The sequence below is a fragment of the Kitasatospora sp. NPDC001175 genome (genome assembly GCF_053598215.1).
This window is the reverse complement of sequence record NZ_JBSFJU010000070.1, coordinates 17,859-41,165: the sequence shown is the minus strand read 5'-3', so window position 1 is coordinate 41,165 and position 23,307 is coordinate 17,859. Positions and strand designations below refer to the sequence as shown.

Sequence of the window (23,307 nt, the reverse complement as noted above, 5' to 3'; positions counted from 1 at the left end):
GAGCGGTGGGGGACCAGGTACACGGCTCGCGGCAAGGTCATCTGGTCCGAACAACCACTGACCGCGCCCGAGTTCCAGTTCGAGGCGATGCTGCTTTGACCATCGCCTGCCCGGCCGGTTCCGCGCGTACCCCGCCGCCGGCCGCACGCCGACCGAGGTCTGGCCGGACGACTCGGGACCCGGCCCCCGACGAGGCGGACGGTCACGCCAATCGGCCGGGAGCCGGCCGAGCGTTGCCGTCGCTCGACTCGCCCCACCATCAGGTGCGCCATAGCATGGCCGCTGTGAAGGTCGCGATTCTCGGCGACTACCAGAGTGCCGCTCTCGAGTGCGCTGACTGGTGCCGTTCCTGTACGGCCGTGCCGGGCTGAACGAGCTACCACAATGCCGGAGCAGCGACCGAGGTGATCTGGTCCCGTCGTCGTTCGGATCACGGTGAAATCGAGCGTATCGCCGTTCACTCCGAGACCGCTCGGGAGACAGTCATGAATCCGATGCCGACCCGGTGGAATGCCCGTCATCAGCGCTGGGACACGGCGGCCAGGGGCCGGGCCGTGCTGGCCGATCCCCGGCTGAACAAGGGCACCGCCTTCACCCGGGACGAACGGCAGGCGCTCGACCTCGTCGGCCTCCTCCCGCCGCAGGTGCTCACGATCGAGCAACAGTCCTCCCGCGCCTACGCGCAATTCCGGGCACAGCCCGACGACTTGGCCAAGCACGTCAACCTGACCGCCTTACACGACCGCAACGAGGTGCTGTTCTACCGGCTGGTCAGCGAGCACCTGGACGAGATGCTGCCGATCGTCTACACCCCGACCGTCGGCACCGCGATCGAGCGCTACAGCTCCCAGTACCGGAAACCCCGCGGGGTCTACCTGTCGGTCGACGCGCCCGAGGACGCCGAACGCTCGCTGCGGGCCACCGGACTGGGACCGGACGAGGTCGACCTGATCGTCGCCACCGACGGCGAAGCGATCCTGGGCATCGGCGACTGGGGGGTGGGCGGCATCAACATCTCGGTGGGCAAGCTCGCCGTGTACACCGCCGCGGGCGGCATCGATCCGGCCCGCACCCTCCCCGTCGTGCTCGACGTGGGCACCAACCGCAAGGAACTGCTGGACGACCCGCTCTACCTCGGCAACCGCCACCCCAGGGTCGACCGGGAGACCTACGACGCCTTCGTCCAGACCTACGTGGACACCGCGACCCGGCTCTTCCCCAGCGCCCTGCTGCACTGGGAGGACTTCGGGCCGGACAACGCGCGGCGCATCCTGGCGCGCTACCGCGACAAGATGCTCACCTTCAACGACGACGTCCAGGGCACGGGCGCGGTGAACCTGGCGGCGGTGCTCTCCGGCGTGCGGGCGAGCGGCACGTCGCTGCGGGAGCACCGGGTGGTGATCTTCGGCGCGGGCACGGCGGGTGTCGGCATCGCCGACCAACTGCGCGACGCGCTCATCACCGACGGCCTGACCCCGGGCGAGGCCACCCGTCGGATCTGGTGCCTCGCCCGGCACGGCCTGCTCACCGACGACACGACTGGCATGCGGGACTTCCAGGCCCCCTACGCGCGCACCGCGGACGAGGTGGCCGACTGGGCGCGCGACCCGAAAGTCGGCGGCATCGCACTGGCGGAGGTCGTGCACCGGGTCGAACCGACCATTCTCATCGGCACCTCCGGCCAAGGCAGCGCCTTCACCGGTCCCGTCGTCCGCGAGATGGCCGCATCCGCCCGACGTCCGATCATCCTGCCCATGTCCAACCCCACACCGCTCGCCGAGGCAACGCCCGCCGATCTGCTCGCCTGGACCGACGGCCGCGCCCTGGTAGCCACCGGCAGTCCCTTCGCACCAGTGAGTCACGATGGCACCACCCACCAGATCGGACAGGCCAACAACGCGCTGATCTTCCCCGGTCTCAGCCTGGGCGCCATCGTGGCCCGAGCCACCCGCATCACCGACGGCATGCTCACCGCCGCGGCCCACGCGGTCGCCGCACAGGTCGACCCGACCGACCCCGGTGCGCCGCTCCTACCACCCACCCGGCAGCTGAGGGAGACCTCAGCCGCCGTGGCCACGGCAGTCGCCCGCAGCGCCGCCCACGACGGGGTAGCTCGCGCCACCATCGGCGACGAAATCGAGAATCAGGTCCGCGCAGCCATGTGGCAGCCGAACTACCGACCCGTACAGGCGATCTGACCGCGGAAACCGGCCTCCGTGCGGGGCGGCCACGCTGGGCGGCGCGTCGCCGCCGCCCAGCGTGGCCCGCCGTCAGGTGTGCAGCAGGCTGTTCTGTCCGTCGTGGCCGTCTGCGCCCTCGTCGTCGAACCAGTAGTCGCCGTGCGCGAGGTAGCGGAACGAGATGTGCTCATGACGCGGCAGGGTCACCGTGACGGCTCGTGTGCCGTCCGGGCGGGGCCGAAGCGGGTGCCTGCCGGGCGTCCACCGGTTGAAGTCGCCGACCACGCTGGTCTCGCCAGCGGGGTGGTGAGCAGGCAGGACGAACGTGACGTCGATGGTCTTTCCGGACTTGGTGCGTTCCAGCATCGTCTTGGGCTCCTTGAGAAATGGGATCGGCAGATACGCCTGCGCCGATCATCACCCCGCCGTCCGCCGGCCAGCACTTGGCGATACGCCACCCGCGCGGGGCATTACCCCGCCCGGCGCACAGCTCTGGCGATGTCGTGGTGCCCTGCCCTGCCAGGAGCAGCCGGTCGTAGCGCACGGCGTGCTGCCGGTCCTCGCTATTCGTCCAGCTGACCTGCTGCCAGCGTGTTCTCGCCGGCCAGGTTCGGTGAATTCCAGGCGAGGCCCGCTTGGTCCGCTCGTCGGTTCTTCAGCAACTTGCCAAGCACTGCCATGGGTTTCTCCTCGTCGGGATGGTGCCGGGGCGGGCCACAGCCGCCGGGTGTCCGCGGGTGCGAGCAGGGGCTCGGCGAAGCGGCAGGTGGTCTCGGCCGCTCCGACCTCCGATCTTGGAGGTGGTCGTGGGGCGTCGTCCGGGAGTGTTCCTCCGGCCGGTGAGCACCGACGGTTGTAGCGGGCCGGGGGAGCTCGCGCTGCAGTTGTTCGTGGGGCCATCAGACCCCTGCAGCTCACCACTGATGTGCCGTGAAATCGATTGTTTGCGGCTGCAGTCGACGTGTGCGAGCGGTCAGCGCACGCAGCTGCTCGGCCATCTCCTCGGGCGCCAGGTGCTTGCGGTCGCCGTGCCCCGGCAGCACCCACTCGAAGCGCAGCAGGGGCGCGGTGCTGGCCAGGGAGGCGGCCAACGCCTCGATGGAGTACCAGGTGACGTGCTCCGCGACGGCCAGCGCGGCCTTGGTGCGCGACCAGTAGATGCTGTCGCCGCTGAAGCAGTACCGCTCGTCGGCGACGTAGAGGACGCTGCCCTCGGTGTGGCCCGGGAGCGGGTAGGCGATCACGCCGTCGGCGATCTCGGCGGGCCCGGTGCCGCGCAGCACGCGGTCGGCGTCGGGCGCGGCGGCCAGGTCGCCCTCGTGGATCCACAGTCGGGCACCGAACCGGTCCGCGTACTGGCCCCCGTGCGCAGCATGGTCCCGGTGGGTGAGGAGAACGTCGGTCACCCGCCCCAACGCCTCATAACGGGAGGCGAGTTCGCCCGACCAGCGAGGCGTGTCGACCATCATCAGGGTGCCGAACGGCCGTCGGAGGAGATAGGAGTTGGCGGCGGCGGTGTGCCGGGAGTTGTGGCCGCAGAGCAGCACGTTCTCGTCGAGTGCCAGCGGGAACGGGTCCACCTCGCCGTTGAGCGGGCCGGAGCGCCGGCGGATCGAGCGGGTGTGACAGGCGAATGCGGCGGCGTTCAGTCGGGCGAGGTCGGCGGCGTCACGCGGCTGGCGCACCATCTCGGAACGCCCGTCGACCTCCTTGATCAGTCCGGGCGCGAGCTGCCGCGCCGCATCGCAGTTGGTGCATCGGTCGTTCACGTACCAGTCGTCGCCCATGGCGGTGCCCCCGGGATTTTGGAGTGGGTCGGTGACGGGCCCGATGGGCCTCGTACTCCAGAAGTAGCCCGAGCCAGGGGGAAAGTGGAAGGGGGTTTGGATCTTGTAGTTCGGCGGGAGTGCTGCTCTGGCCGGGGCTCGCGTTGAGCGGTCTGCGAATGACGGTCCACCGGAAGCCGCCAGAGAGCGCGTCGACCGGGTTCAGGATCCGAGGCGTTGGCCGAGATCGTTCTCGCGAAACAGCGCTGTGGACCGGGGTGATGGCATCGGCTTTGTCGGGTGGGCTATGTTGTGCGGCATGACTACCGGGACGGCATTGCGCCACACACGGATTGGTGACCCGGTGCTCCTCTGAGTGCCGTACGGGCCGGTGCGGGCCCGCTGTTCGATCGAGGATCCGGCGCTGCTGCGCGGGCCCCGCCTCCGTCGTGTTGATCACAGGCTCGACACGTCAACCACGACAGGAGAATTCATGCCCACCAAGACGCTGCCGATCCCCACCGCGGACGGCCGGGCCGACGCTTTCGCCGCCTTCCCCGACCGTGGCGAGCGGCACCCGGGGGTGCTGCTGTACACGGACGCCTTCGGCGTGCGGACCGAGCTGGAGGAAAGGGCCCGCGAACTGGCCGAGCACGGGTACTACGTGCTCGTCCCCAACCTCTACTACCGGCACGGCCCAGCGCCGGTGATCGAACTTCCCGAGCACATCGGAGAAGCGATCCGACCCGCGGTCATCGCCCGGTTGATGCCCTTGATCGAGGCGCACACCACCGAACGGGTCCTGCGCGATGCCGACGCCTACCTCAGGTTCCTCACCACCCAGCCCGAGGTCAGCGCCGGACCGGTCGCCGTGATCGGCTACTGCATAGGCGCCGCCTTGGCGATGCGCACCGCGGCGGCCCACCCCGACCAGGTGGCCGCCGTCGCCGGATTCCACCCAGGCTTCTTGGTCACCGACGCGCCCGACAGCCCACACCGCCTCGTCTCCACGCTCACCGCGCGAGTCCACCTCGGCCTCGCTGAAGGCGACATGTCGGCCAAATCCATCAGCGAGCTCAACAGGGCCCTGGACGCCGCAGGCGTCGGCTACACCACCGAGATCTACCCCGGCACCATCCACGGCTACACCATGTCCGACACCGACGCCTTCAACCCCTCCGCACTGCAGCGCCACTGGGACCGTCTGCTCCCCCTCCTCGACCGCACCCTGGCCAACAGCTGAGGCTCCGGCCCGGAAACCGAACCTGAGGTACACGGCTCCGGAGTCCCAGGGGTGGTTCGAAGTCGGTGAGGGCGCAGCCCGCCCTCACCGACTCGGGAGCCATCGGAGAGCCTCTTGTCGGCTCACCCGATCCAGCGACAGCACCGCACCTGTTGCACACGGTAATATCCGGCCGCACTGACGCTGAGCTGCACAAAGCCGTCCCGACTCGCCTCGCGCCACGCCTCTGCTCCAGAGAACCGCTGTTCCGCGCTGCAGCTGGTCTCAACGGCCCTCAGCGGCCGGGTTGTCCGCCTGGTGGCGGGTCAGCCGCCAGATCTGGTCCTCGCCGGATTCGGCCGGAGCGAGACGCTCGGCGGGGCGGCGCAGGCGTTCGCTGAAGCCGAGGCGGGCCGGGACGGCGCCGCTGGCACGGTTGGCCGGGTCATGGACGACCTCGACGTAGTCGACGTCAGGGAGGCGGAAGGCTTGCGCGATCAGAGCGCGCACGGCCCGGGTGGCCACTCCCCGGCCGGTGGCGGCGGGGTGAAGCCAGTAGCCGATCTCGCGGCCGTTGTCCGGGGTGTCGTCACGCCGGAAGAGCTGGCAGGCGCCGACGATCGCGCCGTTCAGCACGATCGCGTAGGTGAACTCCTCACCACTCGCCCAGCCCTCCGCGCGGCGGGCCAGGAAGTCGGCGGTCTTGGCCAGGCTGTGCTCACCGACCCATGCCATCCACGGGCGCAGGTGCTCCAACGACTCTTCGATGACCCGGAAGAGTTCCGGAAGGTCTGCCTCGCCGTTGAAGCGGCGCAGCGTCAGGTCGTCCAGCTCGATCACCTGCTGTGGAAGGTCCATGCCAGGAGGATCGTATGCGGCCGCTGCCGTCGGCAACGTGATTTCGAACTCCGCAGCCCCATCGGTAATGGCGCCCGTCTCGAGGGTCGGCTGAGTACAGGATGGCCCCGGTTCCGCGACGTACAGTTCCCTGGGTACGTGGTCGTGGACCGAACTGGGTACTTTCACTTCCACGCGAACGCCGGCACCAGGCGGCCGACCTCACCGGGAAGGGTGCTTCCAACGGGAAGACGGAGCGGAAGTTCGACATGGTCGACGGCAACGCCCATGAGCGGCTGGCGATCTTCGCTATCCGTAAGAACGGCCTCGCGAGCCGGAACCGGACCGCTCGTCTCACCTGAGCGTGTTCTTTGACCTCTCGACCTTGATGCTCTGCCCGGTGGGGCGGCGGGTCACCGGGTTTCTCCATGGCCCCGGCTCGGCGGGGCGGAGTCGGCCAGGTCGAGGCGCCAGTCATTGCTGTGCATCAGAGTGCCGCTACCCACCGGGTATTCGAAGTCGCAGGCGCCGAGGAGGGTGAAGCCGAGGCGATTGCAGAGAGCGTTCGAAGGGGCGTTCTCGACCGAAGGGAAGGCGTGCAGGTGGCGGGGCCTGTCGGGTTGGCCTGCGGCCTCACGCACGACGGCGATCAGGGCGGTACCGGCTGCGGCAGCTATACCGCGGCCCTGGTAGGGCGGTAGGACGTTCCAGCCGGTTTCGTAGATCCGCTCTTCCTGCCAGTCTCGCTGGTGGTAGGCGATGCTGCCGACCATCTCGTCGCCGAGCAGGACGGCGAACATGCAGCCGCGCCCGGTTTCCGGCATGGCGAGGTAGCGGCGGTGCCGGGCGAGTAGCTCCTCCTCCGACTCGGGACCGCCGACGTAGTGGCGCATCCGTGGGGTGTTGATCCGCCGTAGGAGGCCGAGAGCCGATTCCGACCAAGGCTCGAGATGAACGTCCATGCAACGCAGCTTGGCAGGCCTCCGCGTCGTCGGGCATCTCATTTCCGCTCGGTGCGGGTACAGGGCGGCTTCGGCCTCCGGCCAGTCCGTCGAAAGGTTCCAAGTGGCCCGCCACGAAGCCGACGAGCCTGAGGACGAACACCGCGAGCGCGATGAGGCCCGACGGTCCAGGTGATCTCACTGCAGGAGAACGGCCAGGAGTTCGGCGAGATTGGGGCCGGCGTCCGCCGGATGGCGTAGTTGCTGGGCGGCCAGGACGTGGTAGTGGTTGCTGCGGCCGTCGCGTTCATGAGTCAGGTAGCCGGCCTCTTCGAGGTCGACGATGATCCGTTGGACGGCCCGCTCGGTCAGCAGGCAGCGCGCCGCGATGTCACGCACCCTGATCCCGGGATCGCGGGCAATCTGCACCAGCACGCGGGCGTGGTTCGTCAAGAAGGTCCACCGCCGCGCCGTCGAGGAGCGTTCCTCCATGGCTCCAGCTTACGACCACCGATTCACGAAGGCGTAAGCACGAAAAACAATCCGCGTAACCGTTGACATGTATCGATTGTGGGCGAATGGTTGAAGGGCAAGCAGGATCGCCTCGCGAACCGTGATCCCTGGCCACCGCGCGAAGAGGTCACCGTGGACATCCTCACCCGCGACAACCTGAAAGTCCTCACTGCCTTCCTTTCGCTGGGATGACCAGCCGATCGCTGCTCCGGCACCACCTGACCGCAGTACAGGGTGAGGAAAGCCGTGACCACCCCGCAGTGCCCGCCACCCGGTGGGCCTCACGCCTGAACCACGCCCCCGGACGACGCCCCGCCGCAGCGACGCCGACCCTCCGCCGCAGGGCATCTCCCGTCGGGTCGACCGGAAGGCGCACACCATGCCCAGCCCGGACCTGAAGACGTCCACCACCCGCATCGACGACGCCCTGGTCTGCTCCCTCGCAGGCTACGTCCACATGGACAACGAAGAGCACCTGCGCCACGAGCTGAGCCAGGCCCTCGCCCAGCACCCCGCAGTCCTCGCGATCGACCTGCACGCCGTCGACCTGTTCACCACCAATGCCCTCAACGCGCTGCTCACCACCCGCAGCGCCGCACTCGCCCTGGGAGTGCCTCTCGTCCTTGCCGCACCCAGCCCGCAGGCGCAACGGGTGCTGAAGATCACCCAGACCGATGCCGTGTTCCAGGTGCGCCCGACCTTGACCGAGGCCCTGCGCCACCGCGCGCCTTCAACGTCGGGCGCTCCGCACCCGGCCGCCAGTTCCTCCGGGTAGGGTCGTCCCGGTCCGGATGGAGCGCGTCGGACGGGTTGGCCGACACCACGCCGAGCCTCGCGGCGTAGGTGTGGAACGACCAGCTGTGGAGAGTGCCCTGGGCGAGGCCGGCCGGGGACGGCGGCGTGCCGGGGCGTGCCTACCGACACATGCCGCCTCATGCTGGCCCGGCTGTTCAGCCAGCGTCTGCCCACACCGGGACCGCGATCACGCGTATCCCCTGCTCGTTGAGGTCCTCTCCGCTGTCCGAGCCGAGCGGGAGCCGGCCGTGCGACAGCAGCTGAACGGTGACCGCCAGCTGGGCCACCACCGTCGGGTGGTATCGCATGGTCGGACAGGTCATATACGGCATCAGAGGTATCTGCCTGGTCGCCTGGGCCGCCGCAACCAGAATTGCCCAGGCTTTGGGCGAGTGGCCCGGTAAATCCAGCCAGGGATTTATCAATTGGTTGACACGATGTACCAGGCGCCCCGACGCTGATGGCGGCCGAGTACCATCAGTACCATCGGCCGCCATCAGTCCGATTGTGAGTCTGCCGGATCCGGTCCTGCTGGTGTTGGCTAATGCTTCAGGGCGTCCTTCATCTTCTGGCCGGCCTGCTCTACATCGCCTTTGATTTGCTCACCCTTGCCCTTGGCGACGAGACTCTCGTTGCCCACCGACTTGCCAGCCGCTTCCTTGACTTTGCCCTTGGCCGTTTCGGCGGCGTGCTTGATCTTCTTTCCTGTGCTCATGTTGTCCTCCTTTGTGGAGCCAGTCTCTCGCTTGCCCGTTTTTCGTGTAGCTAACCTACTTATGGAAAAATCGTTTCTGAATAGCAGAAAGCGGCTGTCGGTCCTGATCGGTTGGCAGGGAGGCATCGAGCCTTAACCGAGTCGTGGCACCGCCAGGCTGGTCCCGCTGAGCCTTCGACGTCGATGAGGATCGGTTCTTCCGTGCGCGGCACGGGGATCCGCTCCGCCATCATGTGGGGCGCCACTGGCAGTGACGGGGAGAGCTCAGCCCACACGGTCCTCCTCGTCTTCGCCGGACTCGTCCTCGCCGCTCTCCTCTCCGTCGCCGTACTCGTCTTCCGGTTCTTCCTCGTCGTACCTGTCCTCGCCGCTCTCCTCTTCGTCGCCGTACTCGTCCTCGGGTTCTTCCTCGTCGTACCTGTCCTCGCCGCTCTCCTCTTCGTCGCCGTACTCGTCCTCGGGTTCTTCCTCGTCGTACTCGCCCGTAGGCCGGCTGTCCCAGGCTTCCTCTTCCATGGCTTCTTCGTGGGTACGAACGACCTCGCCGTCGCGGATCTCACCGCGCCAGCCCTCGGCCTCGTCGGTGGCGAGGGAGACGTGCCGTTGGAAATTCTTGAAATCAAGGCGCAGCCGACGGCCCTGGGCCCGCCAGATGTTGCCGGTCTTCTCGAAGAACCCTGAGGGGTAGTACTCCACCACGAGGACTACGCGGGTCAGGGTCGGCGTCAGTTCGTGGAAGCTCACGGCTCCGCGAGTGGTGCCTTTGGCGCCTTCAGAAGTCCAGACGATGCGTTCGTCCGGGACCTGTTCCTGAACCGTTGCTTTCCAGCCCCGGGTTGAGGGTCCGACCTTCACCTTCCAGTTGGTGGACACCTCGTCGACCGGGGAGACGCTGCGTACGCCCTTGGTGAAGCCGCTGAAGTCCTCGTACTGGGTCCAGTGGTTGTACGCGGCCCGTACAGGCACACCGATGTCGAGGGCCTCCACGATGTTCATGACCTTTTTGCCGGCCTTACGGCCGGCCTTGCCCCTACCGAACGTCTCCTTGACCTTGTCAATGACGCTGTCCTTGATGCTCTTCGCCTTTTCGCCGAGGAAAGCCTTGACCGGTGAGTCGCCCTGTAGGACGCGGAGGCCCACCTTGGGCAGCACGCCTCCGTTCGCGGCGATATCCGTGAGGTGATCGGTAACGTCGGCGATCTTGTCTCCCGCCTTGTCGACCAGGTGCTCCAGCTGGGCACCGAGGTAGTTGACGACTTCTTCGCCGAGCCGGTCGATGTTCGGGAGCGAGGGAGGAGGCTCCTGTTGCGTCCTGGGCATGATCTACCTCCGCCGGGTGGATTGCTTGGATGCCTTGGCGGCGGTGTCCCTGCCTGCGGCGGTCTTCTTGGCCGGGGCTTTCTCCCTGCCCGCGGCGGTCTTCTTGGCCGGGGCGTTCGTCGTCGATGCGGTTGCCTTCCTGCCTGCGGCCTTGGAAGCCGTGGTTCTGGACGGCGTGGAGCGGGTCGGCGACCTCTTGGCGGGTGTCGTCTTCGCTGGTGCTTTCTTCGCTGCCGGAGCCGTCTTTTTTGGGGCGGCGGCCTTCTTCGGGGGCTTACGCGCGGCTGGGGCCTTGGACGTAGCGCTGACGGCTGCCCGCGAGGCGCGCGGGCGCTCGCGTTCCTCGGCCACAGGGGCAGTGCGACGGCGGCGCACGGGACGCTCCCGGCGCGGTTCTTCGGGCTCCTCCTCCTCTTCTTCCTCTTCTTCGAGCTCTTCTTCAGGCTCTTCTTCTTCAGGCTCCTCCTCTTCCTCTTCCGGCTCCTCGGCCTCGAGCTCCTCCTCGTAGGCCTCTTCTTCCTCTTCCGGCTCCTTGGCCTCGAGCTCCTCCTCGTAGGCCTCTTCTTCCTCTTCCGGCTCCTCCTCGGACTTCGGCTTGCCCAGGTTGAGGGTGCGTTCCCGCAGGGAGTCCGCGAGATCCCCGATACGGCGGTTGGCCACGGAGGCCACCGCGTGCTTCCCGGCTTCCAGTAGTTCTCCCCGGACCTGTTCGTTCAGCTCCGCCACCTGCGGTACCTCGCCAAGTCGTCGCAGTCCCTCGGTGGCGAGCTGCCGCGGATCGAGTCCGAACCGTCGGCCTGCAAGGTACGTCGCGGCGGCGAGTGCGAGCCGCCCTTTCTTCGCCCGGCCCAGCACGTACCCGCCGATGACCGCAGCCGCGAGGGCGATTTTGGTGGTGCCATTCATGGGGGTCATCCTTTCCGGCATTCGCCCCTTCTCGATTGGACCGGCACAGCGCCAGGGACTCAGTAATGCCTCAGTCCCAGGGTGCCGAGCCCGGAGGGTCGGCAGCAGTTCTGCAGTCAACGGAAGGTTTCCGACCTTCAGTTGCACAACTGTCCACGCATCACGTTGCGGCAGCCCGCAGCTCCATGAGGCCAAGGCGGCTGCGGTGGTTCAAGGACGCCCTTGTCGGCCCCGGTGGTTGATGTCCGCGGCCTTGGACTTCGGCGGTCCGGCGCCCTCAGACCCGATGTCCGCACCAGCGCGCGCTCCGTACTTTGAGTCTGGCCAGCCAACCCGGCGTGTACACGTGGGGAGCCAACACTGGTAGGCGGCAGCCACAAGCCGGATGTCTCACGATGAGTCGCATCTCAAGGCGCAGAGGTCTGTGGCGAGTTGGATCCCCGAGGACGGGTAGACGGTGGAGAGCAAGACGGCGGTTCCGCACGCGGGTGCGCTGCAGGGCTGGCCAGAGGAGGATGGCCATGAAATGGGTTGCCCGCAAGTGCAAGCCAGCACGGCGCAGAACGGCGTCTCAATTCCCGGAGAAGGAAAATGGCCCCAGACAAGGAGGATGGCGCCAGACCACGAAGGCCTGCCCACGCAGACCCGCCCGCTGGCCGCGCCGGTTCCAGTGGAACCCGCCGCGAGGCGGGGGAGACGAGACGACCTCCTCGACGCCGGGTCTCGGCGCCGCAGGCAATGCGCTACGCCGCGCAGCAGCTCACGGAACTGCTTGGGCGCCCCCCGGAATCCGTCTCGGCGCTCAAACCCATCGAGGACGGCTGGCAGGCCGACGTGGAGGTCGTGGAACTGGAACGCATCCCCGAGACGACCAGCGTGATCGCCAGCTACCGGGTGACGTTGGACCAGGAAGGCGAACTCATGGCGTACGAGCGGATCCGCCGCTACACCCGCGGACAGATCGACCGACCTACCTGAGATTCCCGCACGGGAGCAGGTGAGAGCCTCCCGCTGCAGCGGCAGGCACGGAAGGGAGGCACCATGACTGTGGTGCCGCAAAGCGCAAGCAGTGTTTCCAGAGGTGGAGGTGGTGGAGGTACCGCAAGTCTCTACGACATCCTCGAACTGATCCTGGACCGTGGGCTCGTCATCGACGTCTTCATACGCGTGTCCCTGGTCGGCATCGAAATTCTCAAGATCGACGTTCGGATCGTCGTCGCCAGCGTCGACACCTACCTGCGCTTCGCCGAAGCGTGCAACCGCCTGGACCTGGAGGCCGGCCGCAAAGCACCGACCCAGCTCACCGACGTCGTCGGAAAGATCACCGAAGGCGGAGCCCGCGGCAAGACCAAGGGCGCACTCACCGGAGCCGTCGAGGCCATCACCGATTCCCTCCGCCAGGAGAGCGACCGCGATGACGAAGAGCCCGAGCTCAGACGCGCAAGGCCCGTTCGCCGGCCCGCCAGACGGCGTGAGGAGTGAACATGGCCGTCTACGTGTACTCCATCACCGCCGCCACCCACCCCCAACACCTGGACGGCCTCACCGGTGTGGGAGACCCTCCCGCTCCGCTGCGCACCGTGCGCGCCGGACCGCTGTCCGCGATCGTGAGCGATGCCTCCGAGGACCTGCGACCCAAACGCCGCGACCTCTTGGCCCACCAGACCGTCCAGCAACGGCTGATGGCCGACGGTACCGTCCTTCCTCTGAGGTTCGGCCTCACCGCCGACGACGACAACGCCGTGCGGGAGGCGCTCGAACAACGCTGCGACGAGTACACGCAGCGACTGACGGCGTTGGAAGGCTGTGCCGAGTACCACCTCAAGGCAGCCATCGACGAAGACGTACTGCTGCGCCAGGTCCTCACGGAGTCCTCTGAGGCCAGACGCCTCAACGACGACATCAAAGCCGGTGACACCAACCCGGACCTGCCCCTGGCCCTCGGCGAGCTCGTCGTCCAGGAGGTCCAGACCCGCCACCAGGCCCTGGCCGCCGGAATCGCCGAGGCGCTACGCCCCTACACCCGCCAGGAACGAACCTCCGAACCGACGGGGGACGACTTCCTGAACATCTCCTTTCTGGTGGACCAGGAGAACCAGGAGCGGTTCCTCGCCGCCGAGAAGGGCCTCACCGAGGAACTCGGTGAGGATTTCGACTTCCGGATGTACGGTCCGCTGCCTGCTTACAGCTTCGTCTAGGAAGGACTCCCATGGGCCTGATCACGCAGATCCTCACCCTTCCACTCGCCCCCGTGCGCGGCACCGTGTGGGTACTGGAACGCGTTCTCGAGGCCGCCGAAGACAAGTACTACGACCCCGTGCCCGTCGAACAGGAGCTCGCCGCACTCGAAAAGGCACTCCTGGCAGGCGACATCGACGAGGAAACCTTCGACCGGCGCGAGGACGAACTCCTCGACCGCCTGGACGAAATCAGAGCCCACAAGCAGTACAGCGATACGTGACCACACCGCACGTACCGTCGGGGAAATGAGGTGGAGAGGCCGTGACAGAACCCATCGCCAGCCGTCTCAGCTCGCTTCCCTCCCGGGCCGCTCCACCCTACGGTCAGTCCTCGACCAACCTTGCCGACATCCTGGAACGAGTCCTCGACAAGGGCGTCGTCATCGCCGGCGATATCCAGATCAACCTCCTCGACATCGAACTGCTCACCATCAAGCTGCGCCTGCTGATCGCTTCGGTGGACAAGGCCAGGGAGATGGGCATCGACTGGTGGGAGCACGATCCCTCGCTGTCCTCCCGCGCCGGCGGCGGCTCCGCACTGGAGGACGAGAACCGGCGTCTGCGCGCGCAGATCGAGGCTCTGCGCAACGGAGGCGCCGCTGCTCTGCCGCCGGCGGAGGACGTCGATGAGCGACCTACGGTTACCAGCCGTCCCACCCGCGTGAAGCGAACGGAGCCCCGCTCCCGGCCCGGCAGAGGAGATGAGTCATGACCGCCGGGTCGCTCGCCTACACCTACGCCGTCGCACGGAACGCCGACGCCTTGCGGCAGACCGTGGACGGCTTGATCGGCGTCGGCGGCGCGCCAGTCCACCTCGTGCACACCACTCAAGGCGGCGACGTGGTGGCCGCCGTGAGCCACGTGCCCGAGGAAGACTTCGACGAGGCCGCACTCAGCCGCCATCTAGAGGACCTTGAGTGGCTGGAGGCACTCGCCCGTGCCCACCACCGCGTCATCGAGGCGATCGCGGCGTGCACCACTGTCCTCCCGCTGCGCCTGGCGACGGTGTACCTCGACGACAACCGGGTGCGGACCGTGCTCGACGACCGGCGGGACGTGTTCCTCGGCCGACTCCGCCGCCTGGCCGGTCACGTGGAGTGGGGCGTCAAGCTCTACGTCGACGCCCCGCCCATCGCACCCACGCCGAGCCCGGACCTCAGCCCTGGACGCGCCTATCTGCGCCGGCGCCGGGCCGAGCAGGACTCGCGACAGGATGCCTTCCGGGCGGCCGAGCGGGCCGCAGAGCGGATCGAGGCCGTGGCCCGTGTCTATGCCGTCGACCGAGTCCGCCACCGGCTCCAGGAAGGAGAACTGGCAGTCGGACCGGGTGTGAACGTCAGCAACGACGCCTACCTCGTACCGCTGGACCAGGCGGATCCGTTCCGGGCCGACATCCTGCGCTCGACCGACAGCCTGGCCGGAGTCCGCGTCGACATCACGGGGCCGTGGGCGCCCTACTCCTTCGCCACTCTGCAGGAGGAGGGCGCACCATGACGACGACCGGCCCCCTGCCCGCCCGACCCGAGGCGGCGGCCGTGCCGCAACGCCAGGTCGCGCTCATCGACCTGCTGGACCGGCTGCTCAGCGGCGGCGTGGTCCTCACCGGAGACCTCGTCCTGTCCATCGCGGACATCGATCTCGTCCGCGTCTCGCTGCGCGCACTGATCGTGTCCGTCAGCGAACAGAATCCCGCCCCCCAGGTGCTCAGCGCCCCGTCGCGGAGACGACAGCCATGACCGGCGACGCCCGCCAGCCCCCCGGTCGTTTCGACGAGGTGGCCCGAGCGGCCGAGCGCGCCTTCCGTCTCCTGCCGGCCACACCGCAGAACTCCCCGTCCACAGGCTCCGGAGCACCACACCGGCGGCCGCGCAGGGTCACCACCAACCCGGAAACGGTCGAACGGGACCTGATGAAACTCGTCCTCACCATCGTCGAACTCCTGCGCCAGCTCATGGAGCGCCAAGCCCTCCACCGCGTCGAGACCGGCGACCTCAGCGAGGAACAGGAGGAGACGCTCGGAGCCACCCTCATGGCCCTCCACGACCGCATGGCTGACCTCTGTGCGCGATACGGCCTGACCATGCAGGACCTCAACCTGGACCTGGGCCCCCTCGGAACCCTGCTGCCACCTCCTGACCAACAGTGACGGGCCCGTGCAGCCGTCGTCCTGATCGACAACCCGCCTTCCCCTCCCAGTTGTTGACATCCGGCACGGTCGATGTGGCGGAGGATCAGTGAGGTGGCCCCGCTGTCGAATCGGTGGCAGCGAGCGGAGGCGTAGCAGGTGCGGCTGGTTCGTCGAGTGGCTGCCGGTCCGCCTCGGCGCTGAAAGTCACCTCGACCGTCTCCTCCGGTCGGCGTTCCTCCACCTTCGCGAGCAGGGTGAACGCGTCCTTGTCCTGCGGTGTGAAAGGGGGTTGGGTCATGGAACGCGGCCACAGCCGGTACCGCAGGACGACGTTGATCTCCGCCGCGAGCAGGGTCAGTCGAGCTCCGGTGAACACCCAGGTCAGCAGGCCGATCACGATCGCGAAGAAGCCGTACACGTCGGCGGCGTGATTGATGACGTGGCGGACGTAGACATTCCCCACCGTCTGCAGCACTTCCCAGAACGCGGTCGCGATCACCACTCCGATGAGCACGTCCCGCACCCGTACGGTGGCGGCGGTGAGCATCGTGAAGGCGGCGAGGAAGACGCCGAAGTTGACGAGCGTCGACGCGACCCAGGTCCACGCCCCAGCCAGTGGCCCGAACCGGGGTGCGTAGCCGATCAGGGCGCTCGACAGCAGAACGCCGAGGACGTGGGGGTGTGAGTTGCGGGCCGTGCCGGTTCTTCCAGGCTCGGGAGGTGGGCGAGTGGAGCGTGTCGGCGGTGGTCGCTGGGCATGAGGACGAGCCGTTCTTCGCGCATCCGGTCGCTCCGATCGCCTCAGGCGATCGATTCCGAGCGGTCCGCAACCGGATATCGTCGAAGTCGCCCGGCACTACGGCACGACCAGCCGCACTCGCGTGCCGGCGGACCCGGGGACCCGGAGTTCGACCGAACACCGTGCCCGCTGGCGTTTCCGTCGGGAAGGACCGGGAAGCCGCCAATCGACAGGATCGCTCACGACCAGGGGTATGTCATGTCTACACAAGACCCTGATCCCTACCTGACACCGGGACTTGACAGCCACCGGACTCTGCCCGTAGGTGAGACCCCACCCGTAGAGGGCAGCATCTCCGGCATCTCCCGTCCGGAACCGCCTGAGGTTCGCAGGGCATGGGGGGTCTGGCTTGCGGTACTCATCGTGCTACTCGCCGTAACCGTCTCAGTCATGCTTATCGGGATGGTCATCGCGCTCAGCAGTTGAGCCCCGATCCGAGCCGTGGAGCGGCAGAGTGCCGTCACCTCGCCCTACGAGGACCGCGGCACAGTTGCCTCGCAGTCTTCCGCGACGAGCTGGTCACGCTGTTCCCGACGACCTGGCCGCCGCTCGCCTGGCGCGGCGCAGCGTCCGCTCGGCGACCTGCTGGCCGAGCGAGGCTATCGTCCGCCGCCCCTGCACGCCCGGGACGAGCGACCCTGCGTGCCCTGCTGCCGCTGCTCGCGCGCAACGACACGCGCTGCTGCCGGAGTGACTGCGTAGTGAACGACACGCGCCGGTACCGGAGTGACTGCGTAGTGGTGTGGATGGCGCCCCGGGTGCCGGGGAGGTTGGAGCCGGCGGCGAGGGGCACATCCTGACTCATGCGTGAACGACATCGGGCCCTGGCCCGTGACGGCTGAATAGCTTGTCGTGCGCGGCATGCCCGCCTCCGCCACACCCGCCGAGCTAGACGTCGGCAGGGTTTCCATTCGGTCGTGCCGGCGTGATCACGGCCGCGAAGCGTTCTGTGGAGCGAGCAGGTCTTGCGCGGCCGCCGCTATCGAGTCGGCGTCGATGCCGGCAGCGTGGAGTGAAGAGCGTGCCGTCAACGAGAACGGGCTGCCTCGCGAAGAACCGCTGTGTCCGCCTAAGACAGGTGAAGGCGGCACGAGGCTCATGCCGGAGGCGACGCCGCGAGTCGGTGGCGGTTTGCTCTTACCCTCGCTTCATGACCGAGAACGAGATCAAGCTCAAGGCTATTGCGGCGCTCACCGCCCTGCGCAGTGGTGCCGGAGCGGACTATGTCTCGGACCTGCTCGGCGACGTGATTCCTGACTACTTCATCGTTCCGGCCGACGCGGATCCGGAGGAGGCCGGACTCGCCGTGCTGAGCCAGCTGTCCCGGCCTCTCAGCGCGCTGATCACCGGATTCGTCCTGGCTTTCCAGTCCGTCGCAGACGTCTATGAACGAACCGAGCCCGAGATGTCGACGGAAGAGATCCTCCAGGCGCTCGCACTCGAGATCGCCGGAAGCCCCGAGTGATCAGGCTTCACACGTGGCCGAGACCGCGCACGGGGCAGTGACGCGGGGTGAGCTGATCGGCTGAGCCGACCTCGCCGTGCACGGCCACGCGCGCGGGACCAAGCGCAGCCTGACCGATGGTGGGGGGACCACCCGGCAGACGGTCCGACGCTGGCGCGCCCGGGCCCAGCTGTAGGGGACGGTACCCAAGCCGGAAGTCAGTCCCCGGGTGGAAGTTCGACGTTCTCGATGCGCACGACGCGCACGACGTGCTGGGCGGCGATTTCGCCGACCGACAGGTTGAGGTCGTCGCGTCGGCCGCTGTTCCTCTTCGCTGCCGGGCGGTCGCCGACCGTTCCGCGAGGGGCCTCCCCGGCGTGGCTCCTGGCCTTCTTCGCCGCGTACCGGACCTTGTCCGCGCTGTTCATGGCTGTCTCCTCGTTCTGCAACAGTTGTCAGGCGGGCGTCTGCCCAGGGCAACGTTGGCCACACGGAGACCCCGTGTCTCAGTACCGGAGTTGTCGGGACCGCACGTCGTGTCCGGCGGTGTGGTTCGGGACGAGTGAGCAGCCGACTACCAGGGGCGGGCGGAGATCCGGCCGTTGCCGAGGGCCATTCGCCAGCCGCCGCGCCGGGCCTTGTGGGATGGCTTCCCCGGCAGGTCCCGTTCAGACGTACGATTCGAGCCCGCCGCGGCGCCGGATGTCGAGTGTCGCGCAGTGAAATGATCCGCCGAACGGTGCGTAATGCAACAGGTCGCACGGGATGGGCTCGAAGCCCCACTTCTCAAGCGCCCGCAGCGTGTTCGTGTGATGGCGTTCGACGATCACGCGTTTCTCGTCGATCATGAGCGTGTTCATGTTCAACCACTTGCCGCACATTGACGTGATGTTGAGCAAGCGCTCGTTGATAGGGTCGGGTTCGGGGGCGATCAGGATGTCCCACGAGTTCAGTACGTCGGGCAGGCGATCTACGTCGATGTATTCGGGATTGACCATTGCCTTGCCGGGTGCCAGTAGAACGAACGTCGTGTCGATGTGCATGGGCGTACGGCAGCGGCTCTCGATCTCATGGACTCGATATGCAGGCCCGAGATGCCGGCGAAGCCATTCGATGCCCATGCGGTTGGTGACGTTGCTTCGAGTGACGAACAGATCGCGTCCTGCGCGTACGAAATCCGCCGCGTCGAATACCGGCTCGTACTCGGTGAGGACGTACCGCATCGGCTCACCTGCGGTGGGGGTGCGGAAATCCGCCTCGAAGAGCTCGTCTGTGAGCTGTGGCCTCGGCGCTGCGGTCCAGCGTGCGCCTCGCCGGAAGTACTCCTTGAGCACCGGGCGGTAAGAATGAGTCTCGAAATACCGGCAAGGCCATGCCATCGGGGTTTCGATGATCTCGTCACCGACTACTAGAAGGCTGTCACGCGGACAGGTGTTGCAAAAGCCATGCGATGACCAGTCCGGCGTGCGGAAGCGCTGCCTGAAGTCGACCGCATCGGGGCGCCGGACCGTGATGCCGAGGGATTCGAGGAGGGCGATGAACTGATCGAGCTCCTGTTGTGCCTGCTCGATCAGGAAGCGCGGATATCTGAAGCCGGCGGCAAAGCCTTGTAGTCGCGCAGCCCACGGCGGGATATTGCATGCCACGACCGGATGGTGGGAGGGGATCGTCGCGCCCTCAAGGCGTCCGACGATGACCTCCTCCAGCGGATCCCACTCGTTGTGGGAACCGACCGGTGATGCGGAAATTTCCATGGCGTCCGTAGTCGGGGGCGACGGTTCCGGCATCACGCGCACCTCTTGGCTCGACGATGTTCATCGACGTCTGCTGCCGCCGGGATGGACGGCCCCTGCATTACTACCACGATCATCGAGCTACTCAGGGTAATGAGTGCGGCTCTCGCCGCTTATGCGAGGGCCAGAACGACCGAGTAATGGCCAGGTCGGCCGTGCCGGGCAGGCACGGCCTGTTATGCGTTACCGACCGTCCACCACCTGGGGCACCCAGACCCCGGCGTCCGGCAACGCCTGCCCGTCGGTCGCGCCCCAGGCACCGCGAGCCGGACGCCGGAGTCTGGGAACTGAACGACGACCGGTGGGCGCACAGTCGCCTGATCTGTGCGGCCGGCCTGCGTGCGATCGCCGCCGCGGCGCCCCGCGATCGCCCGCGCCTCCGACGTCGGAAAGCCGGCCTGGCTGGAGGACACCCTCACCCGGTTCGCGCAGGTGAGGGACTGAGGCTCACGCCTCGTCGCTCGCGCGCCGCGAACGGAACGCCGCTGCCTTGACCCGGTTCTGGCAGGCCGTCGAGCAGAACTGGCGGCCGGCGTTGCGGGAGCTGTCCACATAGACGCGGTCGCAGCGCGGCGCCGAGCAGACCCCGAGGCGTCCGGCGTAGTCGCCACCGAGGGCCATGGCGAGGCCGGTGGCGCAGCCGGCGCTCCAGCCGACGGCGTAGGAGTCGTCGGCGCCGTGGAAGTGGACCTGCCACGGCTCTCCGGGAGCCCGGTCGAGCTGGGGACGGGCGCCGGTCTCGCGCAGCAGCGCATTGAGGGCGGGGGCCGCGTCGTCGATGCGGTCAGCGGCCACGGCCTCGAACACGGTGCGCAGGGCGCGGGCGGTGTCGGCCAACCGGTCGGCCTCGTCGACTCCCAGGTCCGCCCCGGCGGAGAGCGCCGCGCGGACCGCGCCGACCCGCTCGGCGCCCTCGGGTGCGAGGTAGCGACGGCCGCGCGCCTCGCCGTCGGTCAGCGCGTTGACGAGTGCCACGGAGGCATCGAGCAGGGTGCGCATGTGACTGTCGAACAACACTTGACCAGTTACCTTTCGCCCGCCTACGGTGTCCGTCACCAACATTAGGCGATTCACCAGTGACGGGAGGCGCTGTGTCGCGCTCCGAAGCTCTGCCCCGCACCGTCCGCCTGCTGTTGCTCGCCCGGGTCGTCAACCGGCTCGGAGCCTTCTCGCTGCCCTTTCTCACCGCGCTGATCTGCGCCGACCACGGCGCGAGCCTGACCACCGCCGGGCTGGTCAGCGCCGCCTTCGGGCTCGCGACGATCCCCTCGCGGCTGGCCGGGGGACGACTGGCCGACCGGATCGGGCGGCGCACGACCATCGTGCTCGGGCTCTGCGGATGTGCCGTCGCACAACTGGCGATCGCAGCCTCCGCGTCCCTCGCCTGGGCGGTCGCCGGAGCGGTGCTGCTCGGACTGGCCTTCGAGCTCTACGAGCCCCCGAGTCAGGCGATCATCGGTGAGTCCGTGCCGGAGCGGCACCGGGTGCGCGCGTTCAGCCTGTTCAGCGCCGCGCTCGCGGCGGGCGGCACGGGCGCAGGGCTGCTCGCGGCCCTGCTCGGCCGCTGGGACCTGCGCTGGCTCTTCGTCACCGACGCCGCGACGTGCCTGGCCTGCGCGCTGCTGATCCGGCTGGCCCTCCCGTGCGACCGTCCCGAACCACCCGGAGCGGACCAGGACGACACCGCCGTGCGACCACTGCGCGACCGGGCCCTGCTGGGCATTCTGGCCACCGGAACCGTCTACGCCCTGATCAACCAGCAGACCGTGATGACCCTGCCGCTCGCGCTCGCGCGGCAGGGCCGGCCCGCCGCCGACGCCGGGCTGTTGTTCACCGCCGCCGCGGCCACCACCGTGCTCGCCCAGCCGCTGGTCCGGCTGCGCTGGACGACCCGGCTCACCACACCCGTCGCCCTCGCCCTCGCCCACCTCTTCCTGGCCGCGGGGCTGACCGGCTACGCCCTCGCCCGCACCCTGCCGGCGCTGCTCGCCTCGGCTGCTGTGAAGAGTCTCGGCGACCTGCTGGTCATGGGCCGCGCCTACGCGCTCGTAACCGACCTCGCGCCACCCGGCGGAAGCGGCCGCTACCTCGCCGTCTTCGGCACCAGCTGGGGCATCGCCGCGACGCTCGCACCCGTCCTGGGCACCCAGTTGCTCGCCCGCGCGGGTACGACCGCGCTGTGGTCCGCAATGGCCGCGCTCTGCCTGCTGCTCGCCGCGCTGCACCTCCGGGTGACACTGGAGTCGGCCCGGTCGCCGCGACGTGGGAACCTGCTGCCACACGCCGCCCGCGAGGCCGTCACCACGCCGAGCCAGGCCCTGGATGACGCCACGGCGGCCAGTTCGGCCGACGGTACATCAGGTCGCGAGGAGACCGCGTAGCGGCGGGCGCAGCCCCTGCCCGGGTACTGCGCCGTGGACGCTCCCCCGCGGCGGCCCGCCGCAGGCTCGCGAACCTCCGATCCCTGGTCGGAGCGCCGTGCGGGCGCGAGCCCGGTTGCAGCCGCGTGCGGGTCAGGGGCGGCAGGTGATGCGCAGGTGGGCCGCGGCCTCGTTGGCGTATCCCCGGGGGTTCCACACGGTTGCGGGGGATTCGGGCTGAACGGCCGCGGTGGAGTCCCAGGCGCGGGCGATGAGCTCGATCCCGCCCGGGGGCAGGGTGAGCGTGGTGCGCCAGTGCTGCCACGTCCAGGGATTCTCCGGTGGGTCCAGATCCGCGCGGGTCCAGGTGTTGCCGTGGTCGGCGGTGACATCCACGCGTGCCACGGTCCGGTTGTCTCCCGCGAGGGCGAAGCCGGTGATCTCGGTCGGCCCGGAGGGCAGTCGGGCGTCCTTGCCGGGCTGCAGGATGGCGCAGTGGATGGTGATCGGGCCAAGGGTGATGCCGTCCCCCGGCTTGGCCCGGTGGGGGTCGGCCTCGGGGGGCAGGACGCTGTACTCGCTCTGGAAGTAGTTGTCGGACGGTTCGGCCAGAGCGGTGACGCACTGGAGCCACTTGACACTGCGGGCGCCGATCCAGCCAGGGACGACCACGCGCAGTGGGGCGCCGTGCGCGGTGGGGAGTGGCTGACCGTTCATGGACCAGGCCAACAGCACTTCGCTGGAGGTCGCCTTCGCCACCGGTACCGAACCGCCGAACGGCTGCGGCGGCTCGGCTTGCTGGGACAGATCGGCACCGGTGAACGCGATGTGGGCCGCCTCGGGCCGCACTCGCGCCTCGGCCAGCACATCCGCCAGGCTCGCTCCGCTCCAGCACGCGGTGGAGACGGCTCCGGGGCCCCAGGGCACCTGGCCGGGTATGTCGCGGACCTCGATGAGGTCGGCACGGCGGTTGCCCGCGCACTGTAGTGTCGCCACCACGCTCCGCTCGCCGAAGCGGTGCCGCAGTTCCTCCAACGACAGCTCCAGCGGGCGATCGACCAGTCCCTCCACCCGGAGTCGCCAGCTCTCGGGGTCGATGCGGGGGATCGGCGCGTGATTGCGACCGTAGAAGGCGTCCAGGGGAGTGATCGAACCCACGAGGGCGCCAGGAGGAGATTCGGCGTTGTACGGCTCGGCCTGATGCACGAGCATATCGTCCCGTTTGCTCCATATGCCCATGTAGCTACTGTTCACCACGCCTGGCGATGACGCCACGCGGCCGTGCGGGAGCGCAGGGCGGCGGCGAACGGACAGTACGGGCCTCGCCGACATCGAACGGCAGAAGTCC

At 68.3% G+C, this 23,307-nt stretch carries 29 protein-coding genes and 1 pseudogene; 16 read left to right on the top strand and 14 right to left on the bottom strand.

Going from position 1 to position 23,307, the window contains the following annotated elements; translation table 11 throughout:
• Positions 1–383 precede the first annotated feature (383 nt).
• Both ACWDAK_RS33705 and ACWDAK_RS33700 read left to right on the top strand, forming a co-directional pair.
• A pseudogene (locus ACWDAK_RS33705) lies at positions 384–467 on the top strand (DUF6841 family protein); the annotation flags it as partial.
• A 27-nt stretch (positions 468–494) separates the two neighbouring features.
• Positions 495–2,198 carry an NAD-dependent malic enzyme gene (locus ACWDAK_RS33700; RefSeq protein WP_344640791.1) on the top strand — a complete coding sequence of 568 codons (1,704 nt, stop codon included), beginning with the start codon at positions 495–497 and terminating at the stop codon, positions 2,196–2,198.
• Between the two features lie 72 nt (positions 2,199–2,270).
• Here the strand turns inward: ACWDAK_RS33700 and ACWDAK_RS33695 are convergent, their stop codons facing one another.
• The gene (locus ACWDAK_RS33695; protein ID WP_344640789.1) at positions 2,271–2,546 is read right to left on the bottom strand and encodes an isoamylase early set domain-containing protein; all 276 of its coding nucleotides are present in this window, start codon (positions 2,544–2,546) and stop codon (positions 2,271–2,273) included.
• 548 nt (positions 2,547–3,094) lie between these two features.
• Entirely contained in the window at positions 3,095–3,967 is an 873-nt protein-coding gene (locus tag ACWDAK_RS33690) for an MBL fold metallo-hydrolase (protein WP_344640788.1), read from the bottom strand.
• Positions 3,968–4,439: 472 nt separating this feature from the next.
• Between ACWDAK_RS33690 and ACWDAK_RS33685 the strand changes: the two genes are divergently transcribed.
• Entirely contained in the window at positions 4,440–5,189 is a 750-nt protein-coding gene (locus tag ACWDAK_RS33685; RefSeq protein ID WP_344640787.1) for a dienelactone hydrolase family protein, read from the top strand.
• A 264-nt stretch (positions 5,190–5,453) separates the two neighbouring features.
• On the opposite strand, the gene ACWDAK_RS33680 is transcribed toward ACWDAK_RS33685, so the two are convergent.
• The 3 genes from ACWDAK_RS33680 to ACWDAK_RS33670 all read right to left on the bottom strand — a co-directional run bounded on the left by ACWDAK_RS33680 (position 5,454) and on the right by ACWDAK_RS33670 (position 7,438).
• Entirely contained in the window at positions 5,454–6,026 is a 573-nt protein-coding gene (locus ACWDAK_RS33680) for a GNAT family N-acetyltransferase (RefSeq protein WP_344640786.1), read from the bottom strand.
• Positions 6,027–6,418: 392 nt separating this feature from the next.
• Positions 6,419–6,967 carry a GNAT family N-acetyltransferase gene (locus ACWDAK_RS33675; protein WP_427395623.1) on the bottom strand — a complete coding sequence of 183 codons (549 nt, stop codon included), beginning with the start codon at positions 6,965–6,967 and terminating at the stop codon, positions 6,419–6,421.
• A gap of 177 nt (positions 6,968–7,144) precedes the next feature.
• Positions 7,145–7,438, bottom strand: a complete 294-nt coding sequence (locus tag ACWDAK_RS33670) for a helix-turn-helix transcriptional regulator (RefSeq protein ID WP_344640784.1) — start codon at positions 7,436–7,438, stop codon at positions 7,145–7,147.
• Positions 7,439–7,528: 90 nt separating this feature from the next.
• On the opposite strand from ACWDAK_RS33670, the gene ACWDAK_RS33665 reads away from it, so the two are divergent.
• On the top strand, positions 7,529–7,651 hold the full coding sequence (locus ACWDAK_RS33665; RefSeq protein ID WP_344640783.1) for a hypothetical protein: 123 nt from the start codon (positions 7,529–7,531) through the stop codon (positions 7,649–7,651).
• 187 nt (positions 7,652–7,838) lie between these two features.
• Positions 7,839–8,234: an STAS domain-containing protein gene (locus ACWDAK_RS33660; protein WP_344640782.1), complete on the top strand. Its 396-nt coding sequence runs from the start codon at positions 7,839–7,841 to the stop codon at positions 8,232–8,234.
• A gap of 175 nt (positions 8,235–8,409) precedes the next feature.
• Here the strand turns inward: ACWDAK_RS33660 and ACWDAK_RS33655 are convergent, their stop codons facing one another.
• The 4 genes from ACWDAK_RS33655 to ACWDAK_RS33640 all read right to left on the bottom strand — a co-directional run bounded on the left by ACWDAK_RS33655 (position 8,410) and on the right by ACWDAK_RS33640 (position 11,195).
• On the bottom strand, positions 8,410–8,751 hold the full coding sequence (locus ACWDAK_RS33655; protein WP_427395624.1) for an LLM class flavin-dependent oxidoreductase: 342 nt from the start codon (positions 8,749–8,751) through the stop codon (positions 8,410–8,412).
• 44 nt (positions 8,752–8,795) lie between these two features.
• Positions 8,796–8,969 (bottom strand): CsbD family protein, encoded by a 174-nt coding sequence (locus ACWDAK_RS33650; protein WP_344640781.1) that lies wholly within the window; start codon positions 8,967–8,969, stop codon positions 8,796–8,798.
• A gap of 264 nt (positions 8,970–9,233) precedes the next feature.
• Positions 9,234–10,289: an SRPBCC family protein gene (locus ACWDAK_RS33645; RefSeq protein WP_427395625.1), complete on the bottom strand. Its 1,056-nt coding sequence runs from the start codon at positions 10,287–10,289 to the stop codon at positions 9,234–9,236.
• 3 nt (positions 10,290–10,292) lie between these two features.
• Positions 10,293–11,195: a histone protein gene (locus tag ACWDAK_RS33640; RefSeq protein ID WP_427395626.1), complete on the bottom strand. Its 903-nt coding sequence runs from the start codon at positions 11,193–11,195 to the stop codon at positions 10,293–10,295.
• A 591-nt stretch (positions 11,196–11,786) separates the two neighbouring features.
• On the opposite strand from ACWDAK_RS33640, the gene ACWDAK_RS33635 reads away from it, so the two are divergent.
• The 8 genes from ACWDAK_RS33635 to ACWDAK_RS33600 all read left to right on the top strand — a co-directional run bounded on the left by ACWDAK_RS33635 (position 11,787) and on the right by ACWDAK_RS33600 (position 15,581).
• Positions 11,787–12,173: a gas vesicle protein GvpO gene (locus ACWDAK_RS33635; RefSeq protein ID WP_344640778.1), complete on the top strand. Its 387-nt coding sequence runs from the start codon at positions 11,787–11,789 to the stop codon at positions 12,171–12,173.
• 63 nt (positions 12,174–12,236) lie between these two features.
• Positions 12,237–12,677, top strand: coding sequence for a gas vesicle structural protein GvpA (locus ACWDAK_RS33630; RefSeq protein ID WP_344640777.1), 441 nt, complete (start codon positions 12,237–12,239; stop codon positions 12,675–12,677).
• A 2-nt stretch (positions 12,678–12,679) separates the two neighbouring features.
• Positions 12,680–13,393, top strand: a complete 714-nt coding sequence (locus ACWDAK_RS33625) for a GvpL/GvpF family gas vesicle protein (RefSeq protein ID WP_344640776.1) — start codon at positions 12,680–12,682, stop codon at positions 13,391–13,393.
• An 11-nt stretch (positions 13,394–13,404) separates the two neighbouring features.
• Complete coding sequence (locus ACWDAK_RS33620; protein WP_344640775.1) at positions 13,405–13,656, top strand: gas vesicle protein GvpG; 252 nt, start codon at positions 13,405–13,407, stop codon at positions 13,654–13,656.
• A gap of 41 nt (positions 13,657–13,697) precedes the next feature.
• Positions 13,698–14,147 (top strand): gas vesicle protein, encoded by a 450-nt coding sequence (locus tag ACWDAK_RS33615; protein ID WP_344640774.1) that lies wholly within the window; start codon positions 13,698–13,700, stop codon positions 14,145–14,147.
• Positions 14,144–14,929: a GvpL/GvpF family gas vesicle protein gene (locus ACWDAK_RS33610; RefSeq protein ID WP_427395627.1), complete on the top strand. Its 786-nt coding sequence runs from the start codon at positions 14,144–14,146 to the stop codon at positions 14,927–14,929. Before ACWDAK_RS33615 ends, ACWDAK_RS33610 begins: the two co-directional genes overlap by 4 nt.
• Positions 14,926–15,171, top strand: a complete 246-nt coding sequence (locus ACWDAK_RS33605; RefSeq protein ID WP_344640772.1) for a gas vesicle protein — start codon at positions 14,926–14,928, stop codon at positions 15,169–15,171. Before ACWDAK_RS33610 ends, ACWDAK_RS33605 begins: the two co-directional genes overlap by 4 nt.
• Entirely contained in the window at positions 15,168–15,581 is a 414-nt protein-coding gene (locus ACWDAK_RS33600) for a gas vesicle protein K (protein WP_344640771.1), read from the top strand. The genes ACWDAK_RS33605 and ACWDAK_RS33600 overlap by 4 nt, the downstream gene beginning before the upstream one ends.
• A gap of 85 nt (positions 15,582–15,666) precedes the next feature.
• Here ACWDAK_RS33600 and ACWDAK_RS33595 read toward each other — a convergent pair whose 3' ends face one another.
• On the bottom strand, positions 15,667–16,206 hold the full coding sequence (locus ACWDAK_RS33595) for a YihY/virulence factor BrkB family protein (RefSeq protein ID WP_344640790.1): 540 nt from the start codon (positions 16,204–16,206) through the stop codon (positions 15,667–15,669).
• A 354-nt stretch (positions 16,207–16,560) separates the two neighbouring features.
• On the opposite strand from ACWDAK_RS33595, the gene ACWDAK_RS33590 reads away from it, so the two are divergent.
• Positions 16,561–16,788, top strand: coding sequence for a DUF6480 family protein (locus ACWDAK_RS33590; RefSeq protein WP_425557849.1), 228 nt, complete (start codon positions 16,561–16,563; stop codon positions 16,786–16,788).
• Between the two features lie 724 nt (positions 16,789–17,512).
• The gene (locus tag ACWDAK_RS33585) at positions 17,513–17,827 is read left to right on the top strand and encodes a hypothetical protein (RefSeq protein WP_344640770.1); all 315 of its coding nucleotides are present in this window, start codon (positions 17,513–17,515) and stop codon (positions 17,825–17,827) included.
• Between the two features lie 197 nt (positions 17,828–18,024).
• Here ACWDAK_RS33585 and ACWDAK_RS33580 read toward each other — a convergent pair whose 3' ends face one another.
• From ACWDAK_RS33580 to ACWDAK_RS33570, 3 genes are all read right to left on the bottom strand, one after another.
• Complete coding sequence (locus ACWDAK_RS33580) at positions 18,025–18,234, bottom strand: hypothetical protein (protein ID WP_344640769.1); 210 nt, start codon at positions 18,232–18,234, stop codon at positions 18,025–18,027.
• A gap of 240 nt (positions 18,235–18,474) precedes the next feature.
• A complete protein-coding gene (locus tag ACWDAK_RS33575; RefSeq protein WP_344640768.1) occupies positions 18,475–19,560 on the bottom strand; it encodes an amidinotransferase in 1,086 nt (361 codons plus the stop codon).
• Between the two features lie 486 nt (positions 19,561–20,046).
• Positions 20,047–20,616: a CGNR zinc finger domain-containing protein gene (locus tag ACWDAK_RS33570; RefSeq protein ID WP_344640767.1), complete on the bottom strand. Its 570-nt coding sequence runs from the start codon at positions 20,614–20,616 to the stop codon at positions 20,047–20,049.
• Positions 20,617–20,690: 74 nt separating this feature from the next.
• Between ACWDAK_RS33570 and ACWDAK_RS33565 the strand changes: the two genes are divergently transcribed.
• Positions 20,691–21,980, top strand: coding sequence for an MFS transporter (locus tag ACWDAK_RS33565; RefSeq protein WP_427395628.1), 1,290 nt, complete (start codon positions 20,691–20,693; stop codon positions 21,978–21,980).
• Positions 21,981–22,112: 132 nt separating this feature from the next.
• On the opposite strand, the gene ACWDAK_RS33560 is transcribed toward ACWDAK_RS33565, so the two are convergent.
• Positions 22,113–23,171: a sulfite oxidase gene (locus ACWDAK_RS33560; protein WP_427395629.1), complete on the bottom strand. Its 1,059-nt coding sequence runs from the start codon at positions 23,169–23,171 to the stop codon at positions 22,113–22,115.
• Between the last annotated feature and the right edge of the window lie 136 nt (positions 23,172–23,307).

What these genes read in the sequence shown, in the direction of transcription:
- ACWDAK_RS33700 (WP_344640791.1), top strand. Translation starts at nt 495, where the DNA reads ATGCCGACCCGGTGGAATGCCCGTCATCAGCGCTGGGACACGGCGGCC.
- ACWDAK_RS33695 (WP_344640789.1), bottom strand. Translation starts at nt 2,546, where the DNA reads ATGCTGGAACGCACCAAGTCCGGAAAGACCATCGACGTCACGTTCGTC.
- ACWDAK_RS33690 (WP_344640788.1), bottom strand. Translation starts at nt 3,967, where the DNA reads ATGGGCGACGACTGGTACGTGAACGACCGATGCACCAACTGCGATGCG.
- ACWDAK_RS33685 (WP_344640787.1), top strand. Translation starts at nt 4,440, where the DNA reads ATGCCCACCAAGACGCTGCCGATCCCCACCGCGGACGGCCGGGCCGAC.
- ACWDAK_RS33680 (WP_344640786.1), bottom strand. Translation starts at nt 6,026, where the DNA reads ATGGACCTTCCACAGCAGGTGATCGAGCTGGACGACCTGACGCTGCGC.
- ACWDAK_RS33675 (WP_427395623.1), bottom strand. Translation starts at nt 6,967, where the DNA reads ATGGACGTTCATCTCGAGCCTTGGTCGGAATCGGCTCTCGGCCTCCTA.
- ACWDAK_RS33670 (WP_344640784.1), bottom strand. Translation starts at nt 7,438, where the DNA reads ATGGAGGAACGCTCCTCGACGGCGCGGCGGTGGACCTTCTTGACGAAC.
- ACWDAK_RS33660 (WP_344640782.1), top strand. Translation starts at nt 7,839, where the DNA reads ATGCCCAGCCCGGACCTGAAGACGTCCACCACCCGCATCGACGACGCC.
- ACWDAK_RS33655 (WP_427395624.1), bottom strand. Translation starts at nt 8,751, where the DNA reads ATGGCGGCCGATGGTACTGATGGTACTCGGCCGCCATCAGCGTCGGGG.
- ACWDAK_RS33650 (WP_344640781.1), bottom strand. Translation starts at nt 8,969, where the DNA reads ATGAGCACAGGAAAGAAGATCAAGCACGCCGCCGAAACGGCCAAGGGC.
- ACWDAK_RS33645 (WP_427395625.1), bottom strand. Translation starts at nt 10,289, where the DNA reads ATGCCCAGGACGCAACAGGAGCCTCCTCCCTCGCTCCCGAACATCGAC.
- ACWDAK_RS33640 (WP_427395626.1), bottom strand. Translation starts at nt 11,195, where the DNA reads ATGAATGGCACCACCAAAATCGCCCTCGCGGCTGCGGTCATCGGCGGG.
- ACWDAK_RS33635 (WP_344640778.1), top strand. Translation starts at nt 11,787, where the DNA reads ATGGCCCCAGACAAGGAGGATGGCGCCAGACCACGAAGGCCTGCCCAC.
- ACWDAK_RS33630 (WP_344640777.1), top strand. Translation starts at nt 12,237, where the DNA reads ATGACTGTGGTGCCGCAAAGCGCAAGCAGTGTTTCCAGAGGTGGAGGT.
- ACWDAK_RS33625 (WP_344640776.1), top strand. Translation starts at nt 12,680, where the DNA reads ATGGCCGTCTACGTGTACTCCATCACCGCCGCCACCCACCCCCAACAC.
- ACWDAK_RS33620 (WP_344640775.1), top strand. Translation starts at nt 13,405, where the DNA reads ATGGGCCTGATCACGCAGATCCTCACCCTTCCACTCGCCCCCGTGCGC.
- ACWDAK_RS33610 (WP_427395627.1), top strand. Translation starts at nt 14,144, where the DNA reads ATGACCGCCGGGTCGCTCGCCTACACCTACGCCGTCGCACGGAACGCC.
- ACWDAK_RS33605 (WP_344640772.1), top strand. Translation starts at nt 14,926, where the DNA reads ATGACGACGACCGGCCCCCTGCCCGCCCGACCCGAGGCGGCGGCCGTG.
- ACWDAK_RS33600 (WP_344640771.1), top strand. Translation starts at nt 15,168, where the DNA reads ATGACCGGCGACGCCCGCCAGCCCCCCGGTCGTTTCGACGAGGTGGCC.
- ACWDAK_RS33590 (WP_425557849.1), top strand. Translation starts at nt 16,561, where the DNA reads ATGTCTACACAAGACCCTGATCCCTACCTGACACCGGGACTTGACAGC.
- ACWDAK_RS33585 (WP_344640770.1), top strand. Translation starts at nt 17,513, where the DNA reads ATGACCGAGAACGAGATCAAGCTCAAGGCTATTGCGGCGCTCACCGCC.
- ACWDAK_RS33580 (WP_344640769.1), bottom strand. Translation starts at nt 18,234, where the DNA reads ATGAACAGCGCGGACAAGGTCCGGTACGCGGCGAAGAAGGCCAGGAGC.
- ACWDAK_RS33575 (WP_344640768.1), bottom strand. Translation starts at nt 19,560, where the DNA reads ATGGAAATTTCCGCATCACCGGTCGGTTCCCACAACGAGTGGGATCCG.
- ACWDAK_RS33560 (WP_427395629.1), bottom strand. Translation starts at nt 23,171, where the DNA reads ATGCTCGTGCATCAGGCCGAGCCGTACAACGCCGAATCTCCTCCTGGC.